The sequence below is a fragment of the Corallococcus exiguus genome (genome assembly GCF_009909105.1).
In the GTDB taxonomy this organism is placed as follows: domain Bacteria; phylum Myxococcota; class Myxococcia; order Myxococcales; family Myxococcaceae; genus Corallococcus; species Corallococcus exiguus.
In genome coordinates, this window is the sequence record NZ_JAAAPK010000013.1 from 149,718 (window position 1) to 165,598 (window position 15,881).

Annotated in this window: 16 protein-coding genes; 4 read left to right on the forward strand and 12 right to left on the reverse strand. The window is 69.6% G+C overall.

Translation table 11 applies throughout. The features are described from left to right. Nucleotides 1-33: 33 nt before the first annotated feature. On the forward strand, nucleotides 34-918 hold the full coding sequence (locus GTZ93_RS36445) for an NAD-dependent epimerase/dehydratase family protein (protein ID WP_139919039.1): 885 nt from the start codon (nucleotides 34-36) through the stop codon (nucleotides 916-918). A 65-nt stretch (nucleotides 919-983) separates the two neighbouring features. On the opposite strand, the gene GTZ93_RS36450 is transcribed toward GTZ93_RS36445, so the two are convergent. Both GTZ93_RS36450 and GTZ93_RS36455 read right to left on the reverse strand, forming a co-directional pair. Continuing rightward, nucleotides 984-2,531 carry a DUF1501 domain-containing protein gene (locus GTZ93_RS36450; protein ID WP_139919038.1) on the reverse strand — a complete coding sequence of 516 codons (1,548 nt, stop codon included), beginning with the start codon at nucleotides 2,529-2,531 and terminating at the stop codon, nucleotides 984-986. A gap of 5 nt (nucleotides 2,532-2,536) precedes the next feature. Next, nucleotides 2,537-4,219, reverse strand: a complete 1,683-nt coding sequence (locus GTZ93_RS36455; protein ID WP_139919037.1) for a DUF1800 domain-containing protein — start codon at nucleotides 4,217-4,219, stop codon at nucleotides 2,537-2,539. A gap of 190 nt (nucleotides 4,220-4,409) precedes the next feature. Between GTZ93_RS36455 and GTZ93_RS36460 the strand changes: the two genes are divergently transcribed. Next, the gene (locus GTZ93_RS36460; protein WP_233597257.1) at nucleotides 4,410-5,030 is read left to right on the forward strand and encodes a hypothetical protein; all 621 of its coding nucleotides are present in this window, start codon (nucleotides 4,410-4,412) and stop codon (nucleotides 5,028-5,030) included. Here the strand turns inward: GTZ93_RS36460 and GTZ93_RS36465 are convergent. Beyond that, the gene (locus GTZ93_RS36465; protein ID WP_257979218.1) at nucleotides 5,011-5,661 is read right to left on the reverse strand and encodes a hypothetical protein; all 651 of its coding nucleotides are present in this window, start codon (nucleotides 5,659-5,661) and stop codon (nucleotides 5,011-5,013) included. The two genes, GTZ93_RS36460 and GTZ93_RS36465, sit on opposite strands and share 20 nt — an antisense overlap. Here GTZ93_RS36465 and GTZ93_RS36470 point away from each other — a divergent pair. Next, nucleotides 5,660-6,403 (forward strand): hypothetical protein, encoded by a 744-nt coding sequence (locus GTZ93_RS36470; RefSeq protein WP_139919036.1) that lies wholly within the window; start codon nucleotides 5,660-5,662, stop codon nucleotides 6,401-6,403. The two genes, GTZ93_RS36465 and GTZ93_RS36470, sit on opposite strands and share 2 nt — an antisense overlap. A 9-nt stretch (nucleotides 6,404-6,412) precedes the next feature. On the opposite strand, the gene GTZ93_RS36475 is transcribed toward GTZ93_RS36470, so the two are convergent. The 6 genes from GTZ93_RS36475 to GTZ93_RS36500 all read right to left on the reverse strand — a co-directional run bounded on the left by GTZ93_RS36475 (nucleotide 6,413) and on the right by GTZ93_RS36500 (nucleotide 11,856). After that, a complete protein-coding gene (locus GTZ93_RS36475; protein ID WP_139919035.1) occupies nucleotides 6,413-6,613 on the reverse strand; it encodes a hypothetical protein in 201 nt (66 codons plus the stop codon). Beyond that, nucleotides 6,610-7,467 carry a hypothetical protein gene (locus GTZ93_RS36480; RefSeq protein ID WP_120580980.1) on the reverse strand — a complete coding sequence of 286 codons (858 nt, stop codon included), beginning with the start codon at nucleotides 7,465-7,467 and terminating at the stop codon, nucleotides 6,610-6,612. The genes GTZ93_RS36475 and GTZ93_RS36480 overlap by 4 nt, the downstream gene beginning before the upstream one ends. Beyond that, complete coding sequence (locus tag GTZ93_RS36485) at nucleotides 7,464-8,582, reverse strand: pilus assembly protein (RefSeq protein WP_257979217.1); 1,119 nt, start codon at nucleotides 8,580-8,582, stop codon at nucleotides 7,464-7,466. The genes GTZ93_RS36480 and GTZ93_RS36485 overlap by 4 nt, the downstream gene beginning before the upstream one ends. After that, nucleotides 8,555-10,186: a pilus assembly protein gene (locus GTZ93_RS36490; RefSeq protein WP_139919034.1), complete on the reverse strand. Its 1,632-nt coding sequence runs from the start codon at nucleotides 10,184-10,186 to the stop codon at nucleotides 8,555-8,557. The genes GTZ93_RS36485 and GTZ93_RS36490 overlap by 28 nt, the downstream gene beginning before the upstream one ends. Before the next feature lie 35 nt (nucleotides 10,187-10,221). After that, nucleotides 10,222-11,058, reverse strand: a complete 837-nt coding sequence (locus tag GTZ93_RS36495) for a TadE family protein (RefSeq protein WP_139919033.1) — start codon at nucleotides 11,056-11,058, stop codon at nucleotides 10,222-10,224. Nucleotides 11,059-11,232: 174 nt separating this feature from the next. Beyond that, nucleotides 11,233-11,856, reverse strand: coding sequence for a TetR/AcrR family transcriptional regulator (locus GTZ93_RS36500; RefSeq protein WP_167548618.1), 624 nt, complete (start codon nucleotides 11,854-11,856; stop codon nucleotides 11,233-11,235). A gap of 107 nt (nucleotides 11,857-11,963) precedes the next feature. Between GTZ93_RS36500 and GTZ93_RS36505 the strand changes: the two genes are divergently transcribed. Then, entirely contained in the window at nucleotides 11,964-12,950 is a 987-nt protein-coding gene (locus GTZ93_RS36505) for an NAD-dependent epimerase/dehydratase family protein (protein ID WP_139919031.1), read from the forward strand. Nucleotides 12,951-12,960: 10 nt separating this feature from the next. Here the strand turns inward: GTZ93_RS36505 and GTZ93_RS36510 are convergent, their stop codons facing one another. The 3 genes from GTZ93_RS36510 to GTZ93_RS36520 all read right to left on the reverse strand — a co-directional run bounded on the left by GTZ93_RS36510 (nucleotide 12,961) and on the right by GTZ93_RS36520 (nucleotide 15,879). Continuing rightward, entirely contained in the window at nucleotides 12,961-14,850 is a 1,890-nt protein-coding gene (locus GTZ93_RS36510) for a chloride channel protein (protein WP_139919030.1), read from the reverse strand. Beyond that, nucleotides 14,837-15,328, reverse strand: a complete 492-nt coding sequence (locus tag GTZ93_RS36515; protein WP_257979216.1) for a MarR family winged helix-turn-helix transcriptional regulator — start codon at nucleotides 15,326-15,328, stop codon at nucleotides 14,837-14,839. The genes GTZ93_RS36510 and GTZ93_RS36515 overlap by 14 nt, the downstream gene beginning before the upstream one ends. A 245-nt stretch (nucleotides 15,329-15,573) precedes the next feature. After that, on the reverse strand, nucleotides 15,574-15,879 hold the full coding sequence (locus tag GTZ93_RS36520; RefSeq protein ID WP_139919028.1) for a hypothetical protein: 306 nt from the start codon (nucleotides 15,877-15,879) through the stop codon (nucleotides 15,574-15,576). Nucleotides 15,880-15,881 lie beyond the last annotated feature (2 nt).

Consider the following 15,881-nt stretch of genomic DNA (forward strand, 5'->3'; position numbering starts at 1 on the left):
GTGCAGGTTCCCTCCCATTCACGGGAGCGGACCATGAAAGTCTTCGTGTTGGGCGCGACGGGGTACATCGGCGGATCGGTGGCGGCGCGGTTGATGGCGGCGGGGCACCAGGTGGTGGGCACCGCCCGGACGCAAGACAAGGCGAAGGAACTGGAGGCGCGCGGCATCCAGGCGACGGTCGCTTCGTTCGATGACCTGGACGCGCTCGCGCGGCTGGCGAAGGAATCCGACGCGGTCATCAACGCGGCGTCCGCGGACGAGCGCAAGGTGGTGGAGGCGCTGCTCGCCGCGCTGAAGGGCTCCGGCAAGCACTTCATCCACACCAGCGGCTCCAGCATCGTCGCCACCGACGCGGGCGGCGAGCTGACGGCGGGCGTGCACGACGAGGACACGCCCATCGAGCCCGTCCCGGAGAAGGTGGCGCGCATCTCGTTGGACAAGACGGTGCTGGACGCCGCGAAGGACGGCATCCACACGAACGTCATCTGCCCGTGCCTCATCTACGGCAAGGGCCTGGGGCTGAACCCGGACAGCGTGCAGCTGCCGCCGCTCATCCAGTACGCGCGCGAGACGGGCACGGCGCGCTACATCGGGAAGGGGGAGAACGTCTGGTCCAACGTGCACATCGAGGACCTGGCGGACCTGTACCTCCTGGTGCTGGAGCGCGCGCCGGCCGGCACGTTCTTCTTCGCGGAGAACGGCGAGGCGAACTTCCGCGACGTGGTGACGGCCATTGGCAAGAGCCTCCACCTGCCCGTGGGCAGCCTTCCGCTTCAGGAAGGGGAGAAGCGCTGGGGCGTGGAGCTGGGGCGGCTGGCGCTCGCGTCCAACAGCCGCATCCGCGCGAAGCGGGCCCGCGCGCTGGGCTGGAAGCCGCACCGTCCCTCCGTGTTCGACGTGCTCGCGGAGCTGAAGTAGTCACATGCCCGCGAAGAAGGCCGTGAGCCCGGCGAGGCTCGCGGCCTTCTTCATTCATGCCGGCGTCAGTCCGCCAGCATGAAGCCCACCTTGGCCTTGCGCGCCTGCGCCGGGAAGCTGCGCGCCACCGCGTCCGCCAGGTAGCCGGAGAGGTTGGGGAACACGTAGTCGCGCTCCGCGGCGGTGTTCAGCCCCAGCCACGAGGCCAGCGTCCAGCCGTACTGCTCCACCGTGAGCGTGGGAATCCAGCGGCCGCGCTCGTCCGTGGATCCGTCCAACGAGCCCGACAGGTCCAGGTTGGGGAAGGTGCCGTAGAGCCTCTTGCCCGCCACGCGGTTGCCCAGGACGATGGCGTGGCCACCCCAGGCGTGGTCCGTGCCGCTGTCGCCGTTCTCCAGCAGCGTCCGGTTGAAGTCGCTCATGGTGAAGAGCGTGGCCTGCGGCGCGTTGGAGCCGAACGCGGCCTGGGTCTCCAGCAACGTCACCGACTTCTGGAACGCGTCGAGCGCGAAGTCCAGCTGCTCCAGGAGCTTCGGCTGGTCCACGTCCTGGTTCTGGTGCGTGTCGAAGGAGCCGAAGCCCACGGAGAACACCTGACGCTTGAGGCCCAGGCCCGCGTTGCTCACCGGCATGGCGCCCGCCACCAGGTCGCGCACCACCTGGTAGAGCTGCGTGTGCAGCGTCCACTTCACGGTGTCCTCCGGCGGCAGCGTGGGCACGAAGTAGCCCTCGATGGCGTCGCGGGTGGCCTGCGGCAACTGGGCCCACGCCGCGTCGCGCGCGGCGGCGCGGGCGGCGGAGAAGGTCTGCGCCGTGGTGAACACGCCCGCGTAGGCCGTCTCCAGCACGTTGCCATCCTGCACCGTCATCACGTCCGCCAGCGCCGCCTGCTGGAGCAGGTCGAAGTCCGACGCCGGGGTGTTGACGGTGCGGAACGCGAGCGTGCCATCCGGGGCGACCATCATGGGCTTGCGGTCCACGCCCGCGCAGAAGCGCGGCTTGCCTCCGAACGACGTCACCTCCGGGTAGTCCGGCGGCGTGCTGGTGTTGAGCACGTGGAGCTTGTCCGCCGTGCGGCCACCCCAGCCCGTCACCTTGATGTCGGAGGTGACGGTGCTGGAGCCAGGGTTGGCCAGCGCGCTCGCCCAGGCGTCCTGCTGGTCGCTGTGGGAGAAGAGGTTCTCCGGAACGGTGGTGCCGCCGGCCAGGTAGTCCGCCTTGGTCAGTGGGAGCACCAGCGGGCCCACGTTGCACACGAACGCGGCGCGGCCCGCCTCGAAGTGCGCGCGCAGCTTCGAAAGCGTCTTGGGCAGCGCGAACGAGCCCGCGGCCAGGTCCGTGGGGTTGATGAGGTCCATCTGGTCCGTCTTCAGACCGATGGTGGGACGGGCGGCCAGGTACTTCGCGTAGGCGTTCGTCTCGCGCGGGATGAGGATGTTGTTGCTGTCATTGCCTCCCAGCAGGAAGACACAGACGGCGACGCGGCTGCCGGAGTAGCCACCGATGGTGGCGGCGTGGGCGTTGCCCACCCAGCGGGGAAGGGCGGCCGCGGCGGCCAGGAATCCCAGGCCCTGCGTGGCGCGCCGGAGGAACTGTCGACGGGTCGTGGTCATGGGGTTCACCGCTGGATCTGGAAGGAGGGGGAGAGGAGCGTCAGGTAGAGCGCCAGCTTCTTCTTGCGGATGAGCGTGTTCGCCCGGCTGTCACCCATCGACGTCAGCAGCTTCTGCTCCAGCTCCGGCGCCATCGTGCCGTGCAGCCAGTAGCGGCCCAGGTACGCGACCAGCTCCGGGTTGGTGGACGGCAAGAGGTCGTAGTCCACGGTGATGCCCGCGTTGGCGGCGGTGTTGGCGTAGAGGAACTCGTGCAGGAAGTTGGCGCGGGCCGTGATGGTGGCCGTGTCCAGGATGGCGAACTCCGGTCCGACCAGGCCGTCCGCGCCCGGCAGCGGCGCGTTGGGCGGGTAGAAGCTGAACACGGAGGGCGGACGGCTCACCCACTGGTTCATCGACTTGCTCCAGTTGCTGAGCTTCAGCCCCGGGTCCTTGGTGGCCGTGTCCAGCGTGGGATCCAACCAGCGGACCACGTTGGTGACGAACAGCGCGGGCGAGCGCAGGTGGCCATAGCCGGGCCTGAGCGCCACGGCCGGCTGGGCGCCGCGCGCCTCGGTGTCCTCCAGGATGGCGCGCACCACCGCCTGGAGATTGCCGCGCGTCCCGGTGCCGTCGTTCTTGAAGACGTTGGCCACGCGCCGGACGTAGTTGGGCGTCGGGTTGCTCGTGACCAGGTGCTGGATGAGCTGCTTGCTGATGAAGGGCGGGACGTTGGCGTCGTTGAAGACGTTGTTCAGCGCCTGCGTCAGATGCGTGGTGCTGTTCCCGCCCGCCGTGGTGGTGACGCCCCGCAGGAGCGTCTGGCTGCTCGTGTCGTGGTTGTTGTCACAGGGCATCAGCGGGTTCTTGTAGTCGGGCGTATTGTTGGCGGCGCCCTTGGCCGGACACCCCGTGGCGTTCCAGGTCCAGCCGGACAGGGCGTGCGCGAAGGCCTTCACCTGCTCCTCGCTGTACGCGCGCTGCCGGTTGCCGCTGGCGTCCAGCAGCGGGGTGCCGTCGTTGTTCAGCTTGTCCGTGCCCAGCGTGAAGAGCTGGAGCATCTCCCGCGCGTAGTTCTCGTTCGGGTCAATGGGGTTGCCGTTCTTGTCGAAGGCGCGGTTGTTCGCCATGTCCAGGTAGCGGCCCATGGCGGGGTCCTTCGTCACGGCCTCCAGCAGCGTGCGGAAGTCACCGAAGGCGTGCTGCGACAGCAGGTTCATGTACCCCGCGAGCGCCACCTTGGAGTCCGCGTAGGGCGTCTTCGTGGACTCCGGGATGCCGTTCTGGGAGACGACGAGGATCTGACTGAGCGCGAACGCCACGCGCTGGCGGAGCTGATCCTCCCCCGTCACCGCGCGCTGGAAGAACTGCGAGCCCAGGTCCTGGGCGCTCTCTCCGTCGTACGGCGTGGCGGGCTGGAGCGCGAACTGGTCCGTGAGCGACTGGGTGATGCCCACGGACATCACGCGCTCCACGGTGCCCACCGGCGCGGGGGCCACGCCGCGCGCCAGCTTGGGACCGAAGGAGGACTGCTCCAGGAAGCGGATGCTGTTCGCCTCACCGGGCGTCTCCAGGGACTCGGCGGCCTGTTCGGCCCGGCCCAGGACTTCCTGCTGTTCGGGGGGAGGGGACTCTGTTGCGGAGGGCCCTTCAGCCTGTGTGCAGGACGTGGCGCACAGGACGAGGGCCAGGGCGGTGCGACGAAGCATCCGGAACCTCCTGGAGACTGCGGGGGTGATCGACCCCGGAACGCCGGGGCCGCGACGTCGAAAAAGATTCTAAGAGATATGTAAATCCATTGAAAGCGGCTTTTTCTGGTAGTGCCGGAACCATGGGATGCCGGAGGTTTCCCGGGTGGGTGCTCGGGTCCTGGGGCTCAGGTGGTGTAGAGACAACCGGGTGAGTCGTTCCCTGGTCCCCACGCGCCCCGTCTCCACGGCCGCCTTCCATGGCGTGACGCTGGCCTTCTTCACGGGCTCCGCGGCGTGGCTCGTGCGCGAGTCGCGGGAGCTGGGAGGTCGTCCCGGGATGATGGCGCTGGCCGTGGCGGTGGCCGCGGCGGGACTGGCGCTCGTGGCGCTGGGCGCGCTCGTGGGGCTGCTGCGTGGCGGAAGGCTCCTGGCGCTGCGCTCGCGCGCGGAGATGGGCACCTATGCGCTGGTGCTCGCGACCATGGCGGTGCTGGCGCTGGTGGGCCTGCGGCTCTTCTCGTCGGAGGGCCGGCCCGCGCTCGCCACGTTCTGCCTGGGCGTCGCCGGGTGGCTCGCGGGCGTGGGCCTGCATGGAGTGCCCGCGCTGTTCCTGGGCCCCACGGGCTTCATCGATTCGCTGGGGCGGCGCACGCCGTTCTCCCGGCTGGAGTGGTTCACGTTCCAGCGGGAGACGGGCGACCTGCCTCGCGTGCGCCTCCAGGCGGGGCACGGGACGCGGCTGCTGCTGGCCGCTCGGCTCGCGAGCTCGGACGAGGACGCGGTGCGGACCGCGCTCGTCGGGGCGGGCCTTACTTCCCGGCGGCGGTAGCGTCCTTCCACGGGTCTCCGCCCACGCCGAAGGCCTCCAACTGGAAGGACTGCGTGCCGGAGACGCGCACCAGGCCCAGCACCGGAACGCTGGGGGACCACTGGGCGGTGATGCCTCCGGCGTACGAGTACTCCGACACCGCCAGCTTCTTGCCGGCGATGAACTCCGTCGTCTCCCGCAGCGGGTGGGGCCTTCGTTCGGCGCCCGGTTTGTTGAACGGCGCGGGCGTGTCGTTCGGCGGACGGCCGGGCACTCGCAAACGCATGAGCAGCACGCTCTTCGCGCTGAAGCGCTCGCCCTCCACCAGGAAGTCGAAGCCCACGCGTCCGGTGGCGGGTACGTCGAGCTCGATGAGGACCCAGCGGCCACGCTTGCCCTCGTGGCGTCCCGGACCGCCCAGCTTGATCACGAACTCCGGAGGCCCGTCCGGAGACGTGTTCACATAGCGCGCCCAGCCGCCTTCACGCACGACGAGCGGCAGGCCGAACAACGCATCCGGTGCGCCGTCCTGCGCCCGCGCGGGCAGGGCCCCCAGGCCCACGAGCAGCAACGCGAGCAGCGTCAGCAGCCGTCCCATGTGTCCCCCGGACTTGTCCGGCGCGGAGCCCCGGACCGATAGTGCTGTTCCCATGCGCCGCCTCCTGTGTCCCGTGTGCACCGCCGTGCTGCTCTCCGCCACGCCGGCCACGTCCGCCGCGCCCGACGCGGGCATCGCTCCCGCCCTTCCCACCACGACGGTGGCCACCACCGACGCGGGAACGCCCGCCCCCGAGGATCCGCCCATCGCCCCCGAGCGCCTCGCGGAGGCACGCGCCCTGGTGCCGCCGCTGCTGCTCTACGGCCAGCTCCAGCCCGTCGTGGGCACGTGGGTGGAATACACCGTCCGCTCGAAGCAGGTCACCTTCCCCGTGCGCGCCGCCGTCGTGGGCGAGACGCCGCGCGAACGCGACACGCTCTACCAGGTGGAGCTGGACTACCAGACGACGCCCCGCGCCCTCATCATCGCCTGGGTGGCTCGCGCCGGTACCGGCCGCGCCGTGGTGGAGCGGCTGGCCATCACCGTGCCGCCCAACACCCCCGTCGCCATTCCGGTGGACCTGGTCGCGGACCACGCCGCGCTCCGGGGCGCGCCCGTCCGCCAGCGCGACACCGACCTGCGCACCGGCCTCTTCGCCGGCAAGGGACGGGAGCAGACCTTCCGCCTGGTGTCCGGCGAGCAGGTGACCGTGGTGACGGCGGCCACGGTGCCGGTGTTCGGCGTGGAGTCCCTGCGCGACGCGGAGGTCACCTGGACGGCGCGCAAGAGCGGCACCGGTGCCCGTCCCATGTTGGACGCCGTGCCGCTCACGCTGCCCCGGCTGCCCGTGCCCTGAGCCGGGGCCTCAGCCGAAGGGGTAGCCCAGCACGCAGTAGAAGCCGCGGATGTAGATGGTGAGCGCCGCGAACATATCCGGCGCGAACGTGGTGATGGAGACGCCGGTGAGAATGAACACCATCAGCAACACCGTGAACTCCGCCATGGCCTGCCCCCGCGAACGGGGACGCCGCATCCACCGGTAGCCTCGCGACAACCAGCCATTCATCGATTCGACTCCTGGGGAAGAGGGGCACGTTCCATCACGAACGTGATGAGGGATTCGGGGGGACCGTCCTTGTCGAGCGGCGACAGCGTCAGCGACAGCCGCTCACCGGGGCGCTCGAACTCCAGGAGCTCCACGCCCTTCGCCAGGCGCCCGCCCGAAGGCATGTAGCCGCGAGAGGGCATCTGCGCCCGGTAGAACTCCGCGAGCATCGCGGGCGTGCCATGCGCCACCTGCGTGAGCGTGGTGCTGCCCGCGCTGGCGCCGCCGCTGCCTTCGTCCAGGCGCAGCACCGTCACCACGCCCGGAGGCTGCGGCAGCGACGCGGGCGCCGTCCCCTGCAGGTGGATGCCCTCGGGCGCCTCCACCAGCGAGGGGAACACCAGCGTGCGCGTCGTGGCACCGCCCGCGCGGATGGTGGTGACGGCCACCAGCGCGCCCATCCGCTCGTCGTAGTAGTTCACGGAGCCGCCACCCGAGCCGTCGTCCTGCGTGACGATGTTGCGGCCGCGCAGCCGGAACTCCCGCGCGTAGTACTCCAGCACCTCGCCCGGCGGATGATCCGTGTCGAAGTAGCCCATCTCCATGGGGCTGCCATTGGTCATCAGCCGGCCCATGGGCACCATCACCGCGCCGGGGAAGGACGGCATCACGCGCATCAACTTGCCCACGCCCGCGTCAGGGAACGGCGGCGCCGGGGGCAGGGCGACCTCCGGCTGCGAGGGCGGCTTCGCCGGGAGCGCCGTCGCCGGAGCCGGCGGATCCTTCAACACCACGGCGGTGGCCACGAGCGCGAGCAGTCCGCCCAGGCCCAGCCAGCGCGTGAGCGCGCCCGTGCGGTCCGTCAGCCCACTCATGGGAGGGTGCAGGCGTCGTCGCTGTAGTGGAAGTACGCCGCCGCCGCGGAGGTGGACTTCGTGTAGATGGATTCCGGCGCGTTGGAGATGGTGGCGCCCTGGAAGAAGTTGCCCCGGCACCGGTACGCGCGCATGGGCCAGTTGGCATCCCGGCCGGTGGAGCTGGAGAGGCCACGCTTGGTATTGATGGCGTTGGGCTCGCAGTTGCCGTAGCAGTAGCTCGTGTCGTTGCGCCAGTAGGCGGCCTGGAGCACGTCGCCGGGCACCGTGCGCGTGGGCCGGACCGCGTTGAAGTTGCCCGCGGCCGGCACCTCGCGGATGACCACGGACTGGCGGATGTATTCATCGGAGAAGGGGAAGTCGATCCCCAGCACGCCCAGCACCGACCCGATGGAGTTCAGCGTCCCGCCGCTCACGCCCGCGTAGACGATGTTGCTCGAGCGGTCGTGCGTGAGCTGCTCCACGCGCGGATAGGTCTGCGCGGGATTCTCACCCGGCCCCCAGGCCCTCCACGTGTCGTGGTAGAGGTAGAAGTGCTCCTCGAAGTTGAGGTCCAGCTGATTGCCGTCGAAGCCCGTCGTGTAGAGGGCGATCTCCCGGGGGATGATGCGGTTGACCAGGCGGATCTGCACGTCCGTCTGGACCGCCCCGACGCTGGGGTCGAAGCCCATGTCCTGGGCCAGCTGAGCCGGCGAGCCGCCCAGCGCGCTGACCGCGGCGGCCGCGATGCCCCCCACGCCCGACTGCGCACCCATGTCGGACATCCCCACCTCTTCGAGCGGCGCCTCCGCGTTCTGGGCCTGGACGTTGATGGTGAGCCCGTTGCGGTAGGCCGTGCCCAGCGTGCCCGTCTTGGTGGAGCCGTCCAGGTCCTGGTAGCGCGTCCTCGCCTCGGCGACGACGGCGTTGAGGTCCTGGCGCACCGTGCGCTCGAAGGCCACGAAGCGCGCCATCTCCGCCATCTTCAGGCGCGCGCGCTGCACCTCCCAGAAGTAGTTCGCCCAGAGGACCAGCACGACGAGCAGCGGCGCCAGGAGCGCCAGCTCCACCGTCGCTGAACCCCGCGCCGCGCGGCGGCCCGGCCGCGTCAGTAGTTGATGCCGTTGAGCAGCCATTCGCTGTCCTCCCAGGCGGGCACCATCCACTTGAGGTGGTCTTCGTCCCAGTGCGTGTTGATGGGCGCCAGTCGCGCGGTCCAGAGCGGGTTGAAGAAGTTGGGCTCCTCCTTCCACGCGTTGGGCCGGTGGTAGATGGCGCGGCCCACCGCCATGGCCATCATTCCGCCCGTGCGCTCGCGGAAGTCCGCCGCGTAGGTGTCCTTCTTGCCGCCCACGTACCGCCAGGTCATGTCCAGGTACGACTCGCGGATGCCCTCTTCGGAGTTCTCTTTGAGTTTGTCGTACTTGCCGCTGCCGCTGCCCTCCATGAACGCGTTCTGGGACAGGTTCTCCAGCTCGTAGACCGGCTTGTTGCCGGTGCGGTCCGCGCCCATGTCCTTGCCCAGGACGATGAGGTTGCACGGGTAGCCGAAGTGGTTCTGCCGGGGGGTGACGAAGCTGGTGTCGGACGTGACGAACGGCGTGATGCCCATCCAGGGGTGGTGGTCATCCGTCTTGTTGGAGCCGTATTCCTGGTGGAAGCCGCCCCGGTTGTCCGCCGCCGCCCGGAAGCGCAGCCGGAAGACGTCGCTCCAGCCGAAGATGAAGCAGGTGGGGCGCACCTCGATGCGGATGTCGTCCGACGCGAAGAGCTGATCCTTGCGGTTGTTCTCGAAGTTCTCGTCGAAGCTCTTGATTTGACTGTCCGCCGTCTTACGGATGCGCAGCTCGCCAATGACGACGCACAGCCGGAACTCCCATCTGCGCCCGATGAGGATGGGCCCCTCGCCCTCGGCCGTCCACCGACGGCGCACGCCGTTGGCCAGGTTGCCCATCAGCAGGCGGTACTTGGCCATGTTCGGATCCGACAGCTTGTTGCCCGTCACCAGCTTCCCCCGCGTGAGCATGCCGGTGGGGTCCACACCCATGGTGGGACTGCTGCTGAAGGGGCCGTCGTCCAGGACGTGCAGGAAGTTCTTGGCGTTGGAGTAGTTGATGTCGGTCGAGTTCCTGAACAACGCGGAGACCGTGGCGGTCTTCGTGAAGGAATCCCCTGAATCCATGTCCTTGGTGACGACCGCCTTCGGGTCGGTCGTCTCGATGACGTTCCCGTGCCCCTTGGAGGTGTAGAGGTCGAAGAGGGTGCCCGTCAGCATCGCCTCCTGGGCCAGCCATAGCGCGATGTTGAGCGCTGTCAGCACCGGGATGAGTAACCGGGAGATGGTCTCCACCGTCACCTTCCACGTTTTTATCGCCGTGGAGACGGCGGCGAAGACGGCGCCGATGCCTGGGATGTATTGCAGGTACTTGGCCGCCACGCCGATGGTGCGGTCCAGGTACACCGCGTGGCTCACGTAGGACATCACCGTGAGCATCGCGGAGTAGTGCACGATCATCGCGCGGTTGGTGTACGCGAGGAAGTTGTAGGCCCGCGCCTCCTTCACCGCCAGCGAGTACGCCTGCGCGTCCGCGGCGTCCTGCAGCTTGATCTTCTCGTACACGCCCTGGCCGATGTTCACCGACACCATGACGGTGACGGCCAGCACCAGCATGACCACCACCCCCAGCACCATGGCCTGTCCGCGCTCGTCGCGCCGCAGCCTCCGCAGAATCCGAAACATCGAGGGGGTCCTTCTGGCCGGCGCCGGGGGAGACGCTAGCCGTCCACGGCGCACGCGTTGGGACCGTGCGAGCCGCTGTTGAGGAGGTTGGACTGCATGCGCATCGAATAGGTCGCGACGACGGGGATGGCGAAGACGTTGCTGTCCGCGAGCGTGCGGATCTTCTTGTGGTCCGGGCTCTGGCCGGCGCCCGCGTCCTCCAGGTGGTCCGTGAGGCTGCCGCCGTTCACCTTCTGGGTGGTGAAGTTGACGCCCCGCATGGCCAGGCCGTTCAGCGCCTCGCGGCCCATGTAGAACGCGTGCAGCTGCCAGTTAGCGAACGGGATGCGCATCTCATAGAAGTAGGTGATGCGCACCGTGAGGAGGTTGGCCTCGATGACCTGCGCGTTGCGGATGTCGTCGTAGTCCACCTCCAGGCCCTGCATGTGTGAGCCGTAGGAGGCGAAGAGGGTGGGCAGCTGGCTGCGCCGGGGGTTGGTCACCTCCACCCGCACGCGCTCCAGGTCCACCTGCTGGAAGCGCTGGTTCTGGGCGGCCTGGCTTCCGACCGTGTACGCGTCATGGACCTTCGCCACGTTGATGAGCGTGTCCACCCGGCCCTTGAGGTTGCCGCTGGCGCTGGCCTTGGGCGGCCCCAGCGTGGGAAGCAGCGCCGCGTAGGCGGCCTTCTTCATGATCTCGCAGTCGCCGCTGTTGACGATGCCCGCGCGCGCCGCCCGGTACGCGGCGTACTCCGTCATCAGCCGCGCGTGGTGGAGCGTCCCCAACTGGAGGATGCCCAGGATGAGGAACACCATCACCGGGATGACCAGCGCGGACTCCACGAGCACCTGGCCCGACTCACCGGGATGGGTTGAAAGGGACCTTTTCATGGGACGTCCAATCTTCACACGGCGTGTTACCGGGATGCCAGTCGGCGGCCCTTCGGTCGCCCGCCAGCCTCCCCCATGAAACAGGGCCCTATCCAATACACGACGTAAAAAGACGGTATCGGGCACGTGGCCGCGCCGTGTCGCGGGACGCCACCCGGCGGGTGGAGGCGAAAGCTACCGGGAGCGCCGCGCGGGCTTCGGGCCCTGCACCAGCGAGGCGACGAGGGTTCGCGCCAGCGCCTCCGCCGGTGAGCCCTGGAACCCGGAGCAGGTGAGCTTGAGGCTGATGATGCCGTGCAGCCCCGCCCAGAAGACCTCCGCCAGCTGCTCCGCGGGTGTGGCCTCCGGGGCCCGGCCGGCCGCCTTCAGGTCCTCGAAGGCCCTCACCAGCAATGCGAAGGACCGGGGGCCCTCGCCGTGCTGCTTGTCCTGGAAGAGCTCCGCGGACAGCTTGGGGTCCTCCATGAAGATGAGGCGGTAGGTCTCCGGGTGCTCCAGGCCGAAGGCCACGTAGGCCTCCGCCATGCGTGACAGCCGCTCCACGGGCTCCTTCACGGTGGCCGGCGGCTCCAGCGCCGCGAGCAGCTCCTGGAAGCCGCGCACGCACAGCTCCCGCGCGATGGCGTCGCGGTTTTCGAAGTGCAGGTAGAGCGTCGCGGGCGCGTACTCCACCGCGTCCGCCAGCTTGCGCATGGAGAGGGCCCCGAACCCCTCCTTCATCACCATGTCGCGAGCCACCCGGAGGATGTTCTCCCGCAGCTCCGCCCGCTGTCGCTCCTTGCGCTCCGTGATGCCCATGTCACGAGGGTAGGCCTTGACGGAACGAACGGACAGCAATAAATGAACGGTGTTCACCAAACGGTGTTCATAAAAAGTTCGACCGTTCGGCTTTCCGGGAGAGCGACATGGAAACGGTGGCGTTGTTCGGCGCCTCGGGCGTCATCGGTCAGTCTGTGGCGCGGGCGCTCCAGGCGCAGGGGCAGGCCTACCGGGTGGTGGGGCGCTCGGAAGGCAGCCTGCGCAGGGAGTTCGGCGCGGATCCGCGGGCGGAGGTGGTGACGTGGAATCCGGAGGACCCGGCTTCCATCCGGGCCGCGGCGCGGGGCGTGCGGACCCTCATCTACATGGTGGGGGTGAACTACTGGCAGTTCCACCTGCACCCGGAGTTGATGCGCCGCACGTTGGACGCGGCCATCGCGGAGGGCGTGGAGCGGGTGGTGCTCATCGGCACGGTCTATCCATACGGCCTGCCGCGCACCGCGACGGTGACGGAGTCCCATCCGCGCGAGCCGAACTCCTACAAGGGCCGCATGCGCAAGGCGCAGGAGGACCTGCTGCTGGAGGCGGACGCCGCGGGGAAGATCAAGGGCACCATCCTCCGGCTGCCGGACTTCTACGGGCCGGGCGTGGAGCGCAGCTTCCTGTACCGGGCCTTCGTCGCGGCGAACCAGGGCAAGCGCGCGCCGCTCATCGGGCCGCTGGACGCGCCGCATGAGTTCGTCTTCGTGAACGACGTGGGCCCCATCGTCACCGCGCTGATGGACGAGCCGCGCGCGTACGGCCGCTTCTGGAACCTGGCGGGCGCGGGCGCCACCACGCAGCGCGAGATGGTGAAGGAGATGTACGCGCAGGCGGGCCACGCGCCGAAGACGATGGCCATGGGGAAGGGGATGGTCCGGCTGGCGGGCCTCTTCGATCCCTTCATGCGGGAGCTGGTGGAGATGTACTACCTGCTCACGAACCCCGTGCTGATGGACGACTCCGCGCTGCGCGGCCTCTTGGGCACGGTGCAGAAGACGCCTTACGCGGAAGGCATCCGCCAGACGCTCGCGGCGCTGCGCCGCGAGCAGGAGGCGAAGGCAGGTCCGGCCCGGGTCGCCGCGACGACCTGAGCCGGAGCGCTCACGCGGGGCGGGGCGCCGGAGGACGCGCGGGGCCCAGGCCGCGCTCCCGCGTGCGTTCGTTCGCCAGCCGCTGCCGGTGGCCCGCGAGCAGGTCGCTGCGGGTGAGGATGCCCACGACCTGCTGGGGCTGCGCGCGGGAGACGACGGGCAGGCGGCCCACGCCCTCGTCCATCATCAGGTCCGCCGCCTCGCGCAGGGAGCTGTCCTCGAAGACGACCGCGGGCGGCCGCTTCACCACGTCTCGCAGCCGGCGGCCTTCGCTCGCGTGGCCATCCAGCAGGTCCCTGCGCGTGACGACGCCCACGAGCGTCCCTTCCCGGGACACGACGGGGAAGCCCTGGTGTTTGGAACCCGAGGCGTCGGACGCAAGCCACGTGCGCACCTCTTCCAGGAGCATGTCCGCCTGCAGCGTCACCACGAGCTTGAGGCCGTGGTCGCGCACGAGCGCCGTCCCCAGCGCGTCCGCGCCCAGCTCCGTGGGGATGCGGGCGCCTCGGCGGGCCAGCTTCTCCGTCATGATGGAGTGCCGCATGAGCAGCGCGGACACCAGGTAGGACGCCGCGCAGCCGGCGAGCAGCGGCAAGAGGCCCAGCGGCTGCCTCGTGGTTTCAAAGGCGAACACCACCGACGCGAGCAGCGCGCGTGACGCCCCCGCGAAGAGGGCGGCCATGCCCACCAGCGCAGCGACGCGCACGTCCACGCCCAGGCTGGGGAACAGCTGCGTGGCCAGCAACCCCAGGCCGGAGCCCAGGCCGCCGCCCAGCGTGAAGATGGGCGCCAGCGTTCCTCCGGACGTGCCGCTCCCCAGCGCGACGGACCAGGAGATGAACTTGAGCGCGCAGAAGACGAGCATCGTCGTCCCCACGAAGCGGCCGGACAGGATGTCCTCGATGTTGGTGTAGCCCACGCCCAGCGTGCGCGGGGACACGAAGCCCACCACGCCCACGACGATGGCGCCCAGCGCGGGCCACCACATCCAGTGGATGGGCAGCTTCTCGAACATGTCCTCCAGCCAGTACACCGCGCGCGTGCACGCCACGGAGGCTGCGCCGATGAAGAGGCCCATCACGCCGTAGAACGCGAGCGCCCCACCGGACGGAGTCGTCAGGTCCGGGATGGCGAACGCGGGCGCGCCGCCCATGAAGGCGATGCGCACTCCGGTGGCGGTGGCGGTGGCCAGGGCCACGGGGATGACGGAGCGGGGCTTGAACTCGAAGAGCAGCAGCTCCACGGCCAGGAGCACGGCGGACACCGGCGCGCCGAACGTGGCGGCCATGCCCGCGGCGGCGCCCGCGGCGAGCAGCGCCTTGCGTTCGTCCGCGGTGACGTGGAGCACCTGTCCCAGCAGCGAGCCCAGCGCGCCACCCGTGGCGATGATGGGGCCCTCCGCGCCGAACGGGCCGCCGGTGCCGATGGCGATCGCCGCCGACAGCGGCTTGAGCAGCGTCATGCGGGGCGGGATGCGGCTCTGGTTGAACAGCACCTGCTCCATGGCCTCCGGGATTCCGTGGCCCCGGATGGCCCGCGAGCCGTAGCGCGCCATCAACCCCACGATGATGGCGCCCGCCACGGGCACCAGGATGACCCAGCCGCCCAGCGTGTTGTCTCCGGGCGACACCGGCTGCACGGACAGGCGCCCGAAGAAGGCCAGGTTGGTGACGAAGTGGATGAGGGAGCCCAGCCCCTGCGCCACCAAGCCCGCGAGGACCGCGAGCACCACCGCCATGCCGCTGATGAGCACGGTGCGGGAGTCCACCGACACGGAGACGGGAGGGGTGCGCAGGCTGGCGAGCGCGGGGCCCATCGACGGGGCCACGGGGAGGCTGGACCGTGCCTCCGCCCCCTCGCCCAGGCCCTCTTCGATGCGTTCCACATCAGGTTTCTTCATCGGTGTGCTCCTGTGTCTTTCCGCGCCGCGAAGGGCGCGCGTTTTCTTCCTCGAAGAAGAGCGGGGCCACGTCCCCGTCGAGCCCCAGGGCGCGCACCCATGCGTCCAGCCCCTGGACCAGTCCCGCGCGCACGTCGGGCTTCATCCCGCGCAGCCCGGAGATGAGCCGGGCCTGGGCCATGGGCGGCGCCTTGCGGATGAGCGCGCGGCCCTTGGGCTCCAGCGCCACCTCCACGCGGCGGCCGTCCTCGTCGGAGCGGCGGCGGCTCACCAGCTCCTGCTCAATCAGCCTGGTGACGACGACGGACACGCTGCTCTGGTGCGTGAGCGTGCGCTCCGCGAGCGTATTGATGGAGCAGGGCCCGCTCTCCGCCAGTTCCTGGAGGATGAAGAGCTGGGCGCCGCTGATACCGACCAGCCGTTCGGAAGCGCGAGCAGAGACTCGCAGCAGCCGTACCAGCCGCCGCACGCCGTCCATGGCCGCGCGCACCTCTCCGGATACCTCTGGAGGCGGTGGCGGCCGATTTGTATGGGAGCCCATATAACTGCCCGCAACCTACGGAGCAGGGGAGGCGGACACAAGCGAAAGTGCGGGGGATGCCTGGCTGCCTGAGGGCTGGGGAGTGGTTCACCGTCGGAGCGCACGGCCGGTACGTGTCACGACAGGAACGACAGCGAGGCCCGGACATGAAGCCCGGGCCTCGCGAGGAAACGGACCGCGGCTCAGGTGCCGGCGGTGAGGGCCTGCTCGGCGGCGGGGTGCTCCTCGCTGCACACCTGCGAGGACTCCTCTGCCTGGCGGGCCTCGGCTCCGGTCACGGATGCGGTGGGCTCTGAGACCGCCGCGCCGGCAACGCAGGCGTAGCCGTAGTACTCAGCACAGGTCATCTGCTCCGACCCAATGTGACACAGCACGTTGCAGTCGGGCAGCCAACAGTCGATGCACTGGGGCGGAATGGCAAGGGCAGCCGTGGGGGCCAGCGACACCACAGCGGAGAAAGCCAACAGCGACTTCACCAGCGTGCGCATGC